9 protein-coding genes are annotated in these 12778 nt (G+C 36.3%); 5 read left to right on the forward strand and 4 right to left on the reverse strand.

The genetic code is table 11. The annotated features are described in order from the left end of the window. Nucleotides 1-7: 7 nt before the first annotated feature. Complete coding sequence (locus IPP64_04790; GenBank protein MBL0328734.1) at nt 8-1162, reverse strand: hypothetical protein; 1155 nt, start codon at nt 1160-1162, stop codon at nt 8-10. Between the two features lie 109 nt (nt 1163-1271). Next, entirely contained in the window at nt 1272-3038 is a 1767-nt protein-coding gene (locus tag IPP64_04795) for a DUF885 domain-containing protein (GenBank protein MBL0328735.1), read from the reverse strand. A gap of 15 nt (nt 3039-3053) precedes the next feature. Between IPP64_04795 and IPP64_04800 the strand changes: the two genes are divergently transcribed. The 5 genes from IPP64_04800 (at nt 3054) to IPP64_04820 (ending at nt 11525) form a co-directional block, all read left to right on the forward strand. Continuing rightward, complete coding sequence (locus IPP64_04800; GenBank protein MBL0328736.1) at nt 3054-3965, forward strand: OmpA family protein; 912 nt, start codon at nt 3054-3056, stop codon at nt 3963-3965. Nucleotides 3966-4055: 90 nt separating this feature from the next. Then, on the forward strand, nt 4056-6179 hold the full coding sequence (locus tag IPP64_04805; GenBank protein ID MBL0328737.1) for a S9 family peptidase: 2124 nt from the start codon (nt 4056-4058) through the stop codon (nt 6177-6179). A gap of 2 nt (nt 6180-6181) precedes the next feature. Further along, on the forward strand, nt 6182-7138 hold the full coding sequence (locus tag IPP64_04810) for a PD40 domain-containing protein (protein ID MBL0328738.1): 957 nt from the start codon (nt 6182-6184) through the stop codon (nt 7136-7138). A gap of 147 nt (nt 7139-7285) precedes the next feature. Next, entirely contained in the window at nt 7286-10723 is a 3438-nt protein-coding gene (locus tag IPP64_04815; protein MBL0328739.1) for a T9SS type A sorting domain-containing protein, read from the forward strand. Between the two features lie 145 nt (nt 10724-10868). Next, nucleotides 10869-11525 (forward strand): hypothetical protein, encoded by a 657-nt coding sequence (locus IPP64_04820; GenBank protein ID MBL0328740.1) that lies wholly within the window; start codon nt 10869-10871, stop codon nt 11523-11525. A 69-nt stretch (nt 11526-11594) separates the two neighbouring features. Here the strand turns inward: IPP64_04820 and IPP64_04825 are convergent, their stop codons facing one another. Both IPP64_04825 and IPP64_04830 read right to left on the reverse strand, forming a co-directional pair. Then, nucleotides 11595-12434 (reverse strand): hypothetical protein, encoded by an 840-nt coding sequence (locus IPP64_04825; protein MBL0328741.1) that lies wholly within the window; start codon nt 12432-12434, stop codon nt 11595-11597. Nucleotides 12435-12565: 131 nt separating this feature from the next. Next, nucleotides 12566-12772, reverse strand: a complete 207-nt coding sequence (locus IPP64_04830) for a hypothetical protein (protein ID MBL0328742.1) — start codon at nt 12770-12772, stop codon at nt 12566-12568. Nucleotides 12773-12778: the final 6 nt, after the last annotated feature.

Genomic DNA, 12778 nt, shown 5'->3' on the forward strand with positions numbered 1-12778 from the left:
CTTTATATCAGATGCTTATTTCTTTAAAAGGGTTGCGTGGAACCCACTCGGAAGGCTTTAAATAATCCACAAAAGGCTTAATAATTCTATTAGATAGCGGATTTCGGTGGCGGATGTAGCAGGTTAACTCTACGGCTTCCGCTCCCAGTGTGCTTTTGATCTCAGAAGCAGTTCTTCCTAAAATGAGGTGTTTGGCTTTTTTGTTGAGGCCATCCTTCACATAATCGCATAAAATGTTTTGGTAGAGGTCAAGTTCCTTGTTGATCGAATAATCCAATCCTATAAAATGTGCCTCGATATCATTTTTAAGAATGAAGGTGGAGCGGAAGCCGACTAATTTTTCGTTAAAATAGTAGCCGGTGAAACTGAACTCTTCATCCATTATATTTTTCATTTCTTCAAAATAAGTAGGAGTAATGGATGCCATTCGGAATTTTGCCTTCAAATGAACATTATTATAAAGTTCAAAAATTTGTTTTGAATTATTTCGAATGTCTAAGGCCGAAAAATCTTTTCGAATAATTTGGGCTCCCTTTTTAATAATGCTCTTCGCTCGATTACGATATTTTTTACTCATTGCATTCAAGTAGGCATCAAAATTCTCCCATTGAATATCCAACACCATATTCGGCTCTACCAAGAAGTCGTGATATTTATATTCTTCAAATTCTTTTGTATGAACAACCGATGAGGAATAAAAATCTTTTACCAAAACTGCCGCAATTTTTCCTCTTAGTTTCTCCGCTCTGCTAATTCGGTAGATGACATCTGCTAAAGCATCTATTACTTCTGTTTTATTTGTTTCGGGAATGCTTGTGAAACCATGTTCGCCACTAACAAAGGCATTTCCGCATATCAATAAGCGCATGTTAATGTGGTCGGCACTTTTGATTAAATGGTTGGTGATGTGTTTTTTTAGATAGTCGGTTATTAAGCAGGAATAGTCACTCGTTGATTCAAGTATTGAACTTCCGAAGCTATCTGAAGAAAAGTCGATTACCTGAAAATAAGCAATTGCTACCGGTTTTTTTTCTTGGTAGATGATTGCATAATGAAAATGCATGTTGTTGGGATGCTCTTTTTCTAAAACACCTAAAAAGGGAAGCTGTAAATATTCACTTCCATAATTCACTACTTGATTCCAATGTTCGGTGTGAATCATTGCCACCGAATCATAAACAGCAAATGAAAAATCAGAAGCTTTTTTTCGAAGCTCCGATTTTTTTTTGTTGGGTATTTTTGAACAGGGGATGAGCATTATGATTCAACAATTAGTTGGCTGGTTTGTTCATTTCGTTTAACATTAGATCTTTTATGTATTTAACGGGCGCACTTCCATAGCTGAGAAATTTCTCATGAAATTGTTTTAAATTAAATTTTTCACCGGCTTGTTTTTTCAATTCTTCGCGGAAATCATAGATTTCGGTATATCCGGTAAAATAAGAACAAAGTTGTACTTGAGTCACTGAAACTCTTCGCCACTTTCCTTCGGCTTCTGCTTTTTGTTGGAATGCTTCGTTCATTAATAAATTAAGAGCGGCCTCCTTGCTCATTTCTTTTGTGTGCACACTATAATCTAAAATGGTGTTGCAAGTGGTTCTTAAATTCCACTTATAATACATGAGCCACATTTCATCACTGTTTTCGTAACCGCTTTCTAGCATCATGCGTTCTGTGTAAACGGCCCAGCCTTCTACCATTGCTCCGTTTCCAAATATGGCTTTAATTAAACTAGGTGATTGATTGCTATACACTAATTGAGTATAATGCCCGGGGATAGCTTCGTGAATATTTAAGATTTGTAAAATGTAGTGATTGTATTCACGCAAATAGCTTTCTGCTCTTTCTTTATCCCAACCGGCTAAACTACCTACATTATAGTAAGTGTTTCCATTTTTATCATACGGTCCCGGTGCCGAGATAGATGCACCTGCAACACCAGCCATGTAATCAGGCTCACGTCTAACTACCAAAGGTTTTGATGGGTCGATGTAGATTAAATCTTTTTCTTTGATGAAGTTAACCAACACGGGCATTTGTTTTTCAATTGCAGATTGAAACTCTTCCGGTTTTACGTGTTTCTCAGAAATCTTATCGATTATTTGTTTTATTAAAACCAATTTGTCTGTTGGCTTCTGAGCACTATGCATGTATTTTCCCCAAAGTTTGTCGGCCAGCTCAAACATTTTTTCATGCAGTTCTTTTTTACGTGCCAATGCTTTTTCAAAAATTTCGTCTGCAGAATAGCCACTTTGAATATCGTATTCAAATTTTTGGGCATACAATTCTTTTCCTAAACGGAAACTGCGTGGTGTTTTGTTATCTAACTTTTTCAACCATTCAGCAAAATCATTAATGGCTGCTATTGCTTGTTTTGCTGTTGCTTCCATTGATTGTTTCTCGTGTTCACCAAAATGTACTTTGTTTAGCGCATTATGAAAATCGGTTTCAAATACTGAAATCCCTCCTAAGTTTTGTTCGATAGCCAAAAGCGTATGCTCTGTTGTTGGATTTTTGATGTTCATTTTTGCTGCTTCGTAGTAGGCAGGAATGTTGGTCATTTTTAAATAGAAATTCCGCAAACGAACGTCTAACGAATCATAGTTGCCATTTAAGAGTTCTGCGAAACTGCCGGAAACATTATATTCAGTTGGGTTCCATTCAAAGGATTTGAAAGCGTTGATCGACCACTCAATTGATTTTAATTGGTTTTCGATCATGTAATAATCCGTTTTATTATTGTCGGATAGTCCATTAATGTCAACTAATTTTAACGAATCTAAATTGGCTTTTGCAAAAGCTAATTCTTTTGCTCTGGCAGCTTCATTCGGTACAATGAGCACACTGTCATATTTGTGGTACCCAAGGCTACTTGCCCAGCCTGGATAAACCTTCCAAAGATTCTCAATAAACTGCTCTTTGTATTTATCAAATTGTGGATTCATATCCGTTACAGTTTTTATTTCAGCTTTTTGTGAATCGCCTCCACAGGAGACAATTGAAAAACAAACAAGGGCTGCTAAATAGATTTTTTTCATTGAGTTTTTATTTGGATGCTAAAGGTAGAAAATAGTATTAACTTTAGTGCATTAATTGATGATAAAATGAAGGGCTTAAAACCATTATTAGTCAGGATAGTTTTTTTAGGTTGCATCCTTTTTTGTTTTGTTGCAAATGCACAAATTGGGCATAAGTTATCAGGTAGAATTTATGATTGTAAATTTAAAACACCTATTAAAAATACAATCATTAAATTGGTTTGTATTGATCAGCGAACATTTGAAACAAAAAGTGATTCTTCAGGATTTTATTTTTTTCATGATAGTGTCCTAAAACCGAGTTTAGAATATGTGTTGACTACGATTGCTCCCGATGAAACGGTGAAAGTCCCATACGGAATGTGTCAATATAGTTATTTTCGCAATGGCTATTTGAATTCAGCTGATAAAGTAAAGTTTAAAACGGAAGAAAATATTTCTAATGCGAACATCATTCATGATTTTTGTTTAATTCCTATCCAACGGTCCTTAATTATACCTACCGTTTTTTTCAAAAAAAACAGCTTAGAGTTTGGTAGAAGTCAGGTTGATGAATATGATTATTATGTCTATTCAGGAGATACTGCTGTTGATTGCTTGGTAGATTTAATGAAGAATTTTCCTCAATATGTTTTTGAATTAGCTGGACATGCCGACAAAAAGGAAAAAAATCCGAAGAAACTTTCAGAATTAAGAGTGAAAAAAGTATATGATCTGATGGTTCTGAAAGGAATCGAAAAGGATCGTTTGTCTTGCAAGTCTTATGGCAAAAAACAACCATTGGAAAAGAGAGATTTGGCCTATAAAGTAATTGGTAAATTAAAAGGTCCAATAAATCAAAGGGTTGTTGTATCTGTTCTTAGAAAAGATTATAATCTTCCTCAAAAGAAAGAGATTCCATTAATAAATACGGATGAAGAAGATTAATATCCATTCATCCTCCTCTACAACCACTAATCATTTTATAAATTTTCTCCCAATTAATTACTTATTTTTGATAAATAAACTTGAAAAACGATGTTAAAAAAAATTGTCCCATTTTTAATCCTTTCTGCAGTTGTTTCGGTTGCAGCTACGCTTGTTAACAATGATCCTGTGAAAATGAACTATCCAATTACTCGCAAAACAGATTCTGTGGATACGTATTTTGGAAACAAAATTGCCGATCCATATCGTTGGCTCGAAGATGATCGTTCTGCAGAAACAGGTGAATGGGTGAAGGCTCAAAATAAAGTAACGTTTGACTATTTGGCAACCATTCCATTCCGAGAAAAAGTAAAGGAACGATTAACGAAGATTTGGAATTTCGCCAAAGTAAGTGCTCCTTTCAAAAAAGGGAAAAATTATTTCTTCTATAAAAATGATGGGATTCAAAATCAAAGTGTCCTCTATGTTCAGGAAGGCTTAAATGGTAAAGCTCGTCTATTACTTGATCCGAATACATTGGCGAACGATGGTACCGCTTCACTTGGAGGAATGGGCATCAGTAAAAATGGTAAGTATTTGGCATATAGCATTAACCGTGCTGGTAGCGATTGGAGTGAGATTTATGCAATGGAAATTGAAACCGGTAAAAAATTATCCGATGAAATTAAGTGGGTGAAATTTTCTGATATCGCATGGAAAGGTGATGGATTTTATTATAGTGCTTATGATGCCCCAACCGGAGGTAGTGAGCTTTCTAATAAAAATGAATATCATAAAGTGTATTATCATAAAATCGGAGAAGCTCAAAGTAAGGATGTATTGGTGTATGAAGATAAAAAAAATCCGTTAAGAAATTTTTCTGCTTCTATTTCAGAAGATGAAAAGTTGTTGCTGTTGTATGGTTCGGAATCTACAAGTGGAACAACGCTAGCCGTTAAGGAACTTGATAAACCCAATTCAGCTTTCATACAGTTAGTAAATAATTTCGAAAACAATTATGGTGTTGTTCACAATGAAGGCAATAAACTTTATGTGATAACGGATAAAGGTGCTCCGAAATACCAACTCTTAGAAATCGATATTCATGGCAAGCCGGATTATGAAAACTGGAAAAAAATAATTCCGGAATCTACTGATTTGTTGGAAAGCGTATCGTTGGCAAATGGGAAGTTTGTTGCAAAATATTTAAAAGATGTGACAACACGTTTGTATGTGTATGATATGAATGGTAAAAAAGAAAGTGAAATTAAATTGCCTGGTGTTTGTAAAGTGGATGCGTTTGATAGTGACAAAGATGATAGCTTAGCTTTCTTTTCCTATAAAACATTTACTGCACCGGATGTGGTTTATAAATACAACATGGTTACCAATAAAATGACCGTTTGGTTCAAGCCGGAAATTGATTTTAAGTCCGATGACTATGAAACCAAACAAGTTTTTTATACCAGCAAGGATGGAACCAAAGTGCCAATGTTTATTACCCATAAAAAAGGTATTAAGTTGGATGGCACAAATCCATGTTTCTTGTTTGGCTATGGTGGTTTTAATTCCTATTACTCTCCGGAGTTCAGAATCGATCGGGCTGTTTTCTTAGAAAATGGAGGGATTTATGCCATTCCAGGATTACGCGGTGGTGGTGATTACGGAGAAGATTGGCACAAGGCAGGAACAAAATGCCAAAAACAAAATGTATTTGATGATTTTATTGCAGCCGCTGAATATTTAATTAAAGAAAAATATACTTCTTCTTCAAAGTTGGCTATCCATGGTCGCTCCAATGGTGGATTGTTGGTTGGTGCAGTGATGACACAGCGTCCGGATTTAGCAAAAGTTGCGATTCCTACGGTTGGTGTTTTGGATATGTTGCGTTTTCATAAATTCACTATCGGGTGGGCGTGGACAGGTGATTATGGCTCAAGTGAAAATAAAGAGGAATACAATTGCATTATTAAGTATTCACCCCTACACAATGTGAAAGAAGTTGCTTATCCTGCAACATTAGTAACTACAGGTGATCACGATGATCGAGTAGTGCCTGCACATTCATTTAAATTTATTGCAACCTTGCAAGAAAAACAAAAGGGCGCAAACCCAGTATTAATTCGTATTGATACCAATGCCGGTCACGGTGCCGGTAAGCCAACATCTAAACAAATTGAAGAGTATGCTGACATTTGGAGTTTTGTGTTTTATAATTTAGGAATGAAATACTAAACATGAAACGCATATCTATTTTTGTTCTAATACTGTTTTGGGCAATCAACAATCTTGCTCAAAATGCATCCGAAACTGCAACACCTTTTCTGCCGGAATTGTTTTCTCAGTTTCCGAATGTGCGAGACATTGCCTTGTCGCCATCCGGAGATGAAGTTTATTTTACTGTCCAAAGTTATGTCGAAGGAAGTTCCTCTATTGCTTATTCCCAAAAAGTAAATGGAAAATGGAGTGAAGCAAAAATGGCGGCATTCTCAGGAAGGTTCAATGATTTGGAGCCGTTTTTTTATTTGGATGGTTTGAGATTGTATTTTGTTTCAAATCGCGCGGTGGATGATAAATCCTTAGAAATAAAAGATTATGATATTTGGTATGTGGAGCGCAAATCAATCAAGGAGGATTGGTCGGATCCAATAAATTTGGGCGCACCTGTTAATTCTGTTGGAAATGAATTCTATCCTTCGCTTTCAAAAAATGGTAATTTGTATTTTACTTCCGATAACTTGCCTTCGTTATCAAAAGGAAGGGATGATATTTTTATGTCTGCATTTGTAAGCGGCAAATACACGTCCCCAGTTTTATTGAGCGATTCCATTAATACAACGGAGTATGAGTTTAATGCATTTGTTGCAGCGGACGAGTCGTATTTAATTTACACCGGTTATAATCGTGCAGGTGGCGTTGGCAGCGGTGATTTATATATTAGTTTTAAAAATAAAAAAGGTGAATGGACTTCCTCCCTTAATTTGAGTAAAGAAATTAATTCAGATAAAATGGATTATTGTCCGTTTGTGGATGAGAAGAACGAAACGCTTTATTTTACAAGCAAACGGAATTCTGTCAAAACAATTTTTGAAAAACAATATTCATTAATCGAGTTGTTGAAGGAAATGAATAAATATGAAAATGGTTTGAGTCGGATCTACACGGTTGATATTTCATCTCTCCTAAAACGGTAAACAATTCGAACAGTTTCAATGGTCTGATTGATTGGTTTTTACTACTTGTATTTTCCTTATCAATTGCTAAGAATGTTCTTCTATTTTCCTTGTACTCCCCCTCTGAATTATGTATTTTCGTTAGCTTAAAATTTAACTATTTTTCTAATGAAAAAACTACTCTTTGTTACATTATCTTTTCTTGTGTTGAACGTTGGCGCAATTGTGGCGAATCCAGGTGATACCATTCGCGTGCAAACATTTACTTTTGGTTCTCCTCAAAATGCATGGTTCGTCTTCCCATCAGATACTGTCCGTTTCGAAAAAATATTGATGCGATACACTTTAAAATGTAATCCGGCCCAAACACCTCCTTGTGGAGAATGGGATTATTTAACCTACACCTATTTATATGATCATACCGGTTTGTTGGATTCAACTCTCATTAATCAGCCTACTTATACTATGAATGGTGCATCTCCGGATAGTGTGATGTATATGAATACGCCTTCGTTTTCGTATGATACACATTGGCAGTACACTGCTGTACACACCGATACAACATCTTTGAATACCTATGCGGTTGGGGCAGGAACAACAAACGATGTGTTTCCATTTGGCGCATCTGCTCCTGTATCCAGAACACAATATTTGTGGAAAGCATCTGAAATTTCTGCAGCTGGAATGACTGCCGGAAATATTACTGGCTTGCAATTTTATCTGCAAACATTGGGAGCGCAAATGCAAAACATGACGATTCACATCAAGGCGGTTACCTTAGATTCCTTATCACAAAGCACATTTAATAACTCTGGTTTTACCACAGTATATTCTCAAAACACTCAATTTACAACTTTGGGTTGGAATAGCTTGCAGTTGACAACTCCATTTAATTGGGATGGTGTTTCCAATTTGTTAGTTGAAATTACTTATGAAAATATGGCAACAGCCATCGACAATATTGTTGCTGCATCCACTACAACATTTAATTCTGGATTAACAAATTCAGGAACAGATCGAGTTGCTTCTTTTGGAACCTATGGCTATGTAGATGTTCCAATGAATTCGAATTTAGTTGCAATCGATTCTTTTGTTACCGTTGCATTCTGGTGTTTTGGTGCTCCCGCTCAGCCAATGGATGGAACGGCATTTGAAGCGGTAGATTCGTTGGACAGAAGATTATTAAACAGCCATTTGCCTTGGAGTGATAGCAATGTATATTGGGATGCAGGATATGGCGGAACGGCTTATGATAGAATTAATAAAGCAGCAGTAACTTCTGAAATTGAAGGACAATGGAACTATTGGACCTTCACAAAAAATGTTGCAACCGGCTCCATGAAAATTTATTTGAACGGTGTGCTGTGGCATAGTGGAACTGCAAAGGTTAAATCCATGCAAGGCATTTCGAAATTTAAAATCGGAAGAGGTAATTGGGCAGGTTCGCAAACGTATGCGGGAAAAATTGATGAGTTTGCTGTTTTTAATGTCGAGTTAAATGCAACAACGATTCTAAACTACATGAATCAGAAAATTACTCCTTCGCATCCGAATTATGCAAACCTTGCATTGTATTACCAATGCAATGATGGAAATTATGCTACGTTTGCAGATGCGGCTCCCGGAACACATGCTGCAGCAAGCTTAGTAAGTGTCGACAATCCATTGAAAAGTGCGTCTGAATTAATCTCTCAATTTTCGCAAACAACTTTACGTCCAAATATTACATTTGAACAAGGTGTATTCACTACAGTAATCGATTCTACATTAATTGTGGATTCAACAATGAATGCTCCAATTCAAATTGTTACCTATACGGATTCAACTAGTAATCCTGGTATGCCGGTTGATACCATGATTGTTTGGCCATCTTATTATAATAATTATGTATATGACGTAAATGGTATCGCAACTGATTCTTCTTTCGTTACTCCGGATAGTACATTGCATTTATTATATTATCAATGGTATAAAAAATTTCCGCAAGTGCTTCGTTATGAATTGGCACGTTACATCACACCGTACGGAAATGGGTTGAGCTTAGGCAGTGGGTGGACATGGACATTTGATGTTAGTGATTACCGAACTTTGCTTGCAGACAGCGTTCATTTAGAAGCTGGAAATTGGCAAGAATTGTTGAGCATGGAATTTTTAATGATTGAAGGAACTCCTCCAAGAGATGTTGTTGATATTCAAAATTTATGGAATGGTGGATTTGATTATGGTAACCCAACTGATCCGATTGATAATCATTTGTTGCCACTCAATAAAACAATACCTGTCAATGGTGTAACAACGCGTTGGAAGTCTCGAATAACTGGTCATGGAATGGATACTCCTGAAAACTGCGCTGAATTTTGTGCGAAAACACATTACTTCGAAGTGAACGGTGTTCAACAATTTTCAAAATTGGTATGGCGCGACAACTGTGATGTGAACCCGTTATATCCTCAAGGTGGAACATGGGTGTATGACCGCGCAAACTGGTGCCCGGGTGCAGAAGTATGGACGTATGATTTTGAGTTAACTCCGTTTACAACTCCGGGTGGAACAATTAATTTAGATCACGATGTACAAGCTTATTCGCACACTGGTGGTTGGGATTATTATCAAATTGAAGATCAGTTAGTGAGTTATAGTGCACCAAACTTTACATTGGATGCCGCTCTGGAAGATATCTTGTCGCCCAGCAAAGATCAAATGTGGGCGCGTATGAATCCGGTTTGTACTGCACCCGTAATTAAAATTAGAAATACAGGTTCAACCACATTAACTTCTTTAACAATTACCTATGGCATGAATGGTGCAACACCATCTGTATACACATGGACAGGTAGTTTACCATTTATGGAATCAGCAACGGTTACATTGGGAACATTTAATTGGGCAATGGGCGCTTCCGATTTTACTGTTACCATCAGTAATCCAAATGGTGGTGTTGATCAATATGCATTCAACAATGAGAAAGTAAATAAATATACGTATCCTGCTGTAATGCCTTCTCCATTTGTGATTGAATTCAGAACAAACAATTATCCGTGGGAAGATATGTACACGTTGAAAGATGATGCAGGAACAACAATTGTTTCCAGAAATGGTGCAACACTAAGTGCAAATACTATTTATAAAGATACCGTAACGTTGGCAAATGGTTGCTATACGCTTGAGATGAGAGATACCGGTGAAGATGGATTGGCATTCTGGGCAAACCCATCACAAGGAAGTGGCTATTTAAGATTGCGAAAAGTAACACCTTCGTCAATTATAAAAACCTACCCAACAGATTTTGGTGGACAAATTTATCAGCAGTTTACGGTAGGCTTAACCAGTTCGATGGACGATTATTTTTTAGTTGATAATACCACATTAAGTGTCTATCCAAATCCGTCAGATGGACATGTTTTTATTGATATTAATATGACAACGAAACAAGATGGAGTTGTGGATATTGTGGATGTACTTGGTAAGAATGTATATCATTATGAATTTAAAAGTTTAACCGCTGAAAGTGTTGAAGCTGATTTATCGCATCTGCAAAGTGGTGTTTATTTTGTTGTACTAAAATCTGGTAAGGAGTTGATTACCAAAAAGTTGATTATTCGATAAGGTGTTTTATTTTGTTTGAAAAAATGCCTCTTTTTTAAAAGAGGCATTTTTTTTGATTGGATATTACCAACCATAATGGATATTACTTTATAACTTTGTAGAACCTTCGCTAAAATAATGGCGTAAACAATCAAAAACACTAATTATGAAAAAAACATTCGCATTGATCGGTATGGTGGCATTTTCTCTTTCAACATTTGCCGGAGAGCCAATTAATAAGAACAGTAATTTGGTATTAAGTCCAGGTGATGGAGAAAAATGTTTCGATGAAAAAACACACATCATCAACCTTGGTATTGGATTAGCATCAGGATATTATGTTAGAGTTGGTGGAGAAAAATATTCATCTTCTCCTTATTTAAATTTATCGTATGAGCAACCATGGCCGAAAAAATTGGGCCCCGGATTTTTGGGTGTTGGTGCGTATTTTGGATATAAAACAGAAAAATACGAATACAACTACAATACATTTTATGGCAACGGCTATCGTTATGAAAAACGACATAGTTATTATACCATTGCAGGTCGTGCTGCATACCACTGGGATGTATTGAATTCAAAAAAGGCAGAAGTATATGGTGGTGTTTTAATTGGAGCACATTTGAATGTTTACTCGTATTCTGACAATGACCCCAACAACGATTATTCTGTTTCTGTGAATCCGTTTAGTCCTTACGTTGCGGGATTTGTAGGTGCTCGTTATTATTTTGTGAATAACTTTGGTGTGTTTGTTGAAATTGGAGTTCATCCGCATTCACATTCAAGTTACAATGCTTCGGTAGGATTTAGCATTAAATTTTAAGTAAATTCATAAATAAAAAAGCGCTCCTCCGATTATTCGGAGGAGCGTTTTTTTTATACAGATTAATAGTTATCGTAAAGTGATGTTGTAAACGTTTCCGTTAATTGTTACTGTTGCTTGATCATCACATGCTCCTGAACCAAAGTCAACATATCGTGTTGGTTTGCCGGATGGTGTTAAGGATAACTGTCCGCTTACTAAATGACGACATCCGATTTCTTTTCTTAATGGACTTGTAATGTTCATGCTGTAAGAAACTCCTGCAGCGTTTGATCCGTTTGCGGAACCGGTAATTAAATACACATCATCATTCCAAATTAATGTGCTTTCTCCAATAATCCATTCACGAGTGCGGGTAGATGTCCAAGTGATTGTTCCACCACCGCTTGCTTTGATAATTTGTCCATTTACCGAAATAGAATAAGATAAATGTCCGGCTGAGTTATGACCATTATTCGTAACTGTTTTTGAGCCCAACACTTGATTGTCGTTTACATAATAGTTGGTAAATGAAATGGTATGTGTTGATGCCGAATCGCGGTAATGACCTGAATAGGAAACATTGATAATCCCTCTGCGGTATCTGCCGTCATTGCAAAGACAATTGCTTGTGCCGAAATCGATTGTTAATATACGCGGTGTTACTGTTGTGTCGTGAGTAATTGTTGCACAAGCACTTAAAATGGATTTATTTTCAGATGGGCTAGGAGTTAAATATGAAGTCAAGTTTCCGCTAGCTGCTTCGTCAGCAATGTTGTTTACATCATTGTAGGTTCCTTCAGCTAAAGCATTGTCAGAAGCAGAGGATGTATCTGTATCTTTTTCATCTTTATCTCTTCTGCAAGAAGTGAATAACATACCAACAGTAGCAACTACCATTATGTATTTAAAAGCGTTTGTCGTTTTCATTTGTTTATCGTTTTAATTGTTGATTTTAAGTTTATTTGCATCTATGACGAACGAAAAACAATGAAGTTTAGTCGATGGCTAAAAAAAATGATAAATAGAGGTGAATCCCTTTGTTTTTAGGGTAAGAAATTTTAAGCCTTCTTCTTTTTAAAGGCAAAAACGCAAGCCACGATTGAAAAGGCTAAGAAAAATGCGGCAAGTATAAAAATAATCAATCCAATTTCGAGCCCCGGTTGGCTAGAGCCCCATTGGTCATAACAATGAATATCGATCACAGCAAAACTTAACAGTAGTAGCAAGAGGCTAAACACCATTCCGATAATAGAAAGTGCTTTCATATTCGA

The organism is Bacteroidota bacterium, assembly GCA_016722565.1.
Lineage (GTDB): Bacteria > Bacteroidota > Bacteroidia > 2-12-FULL-35-15 > 2-12-FULL-35-15 > 2-12-FULL-35-15.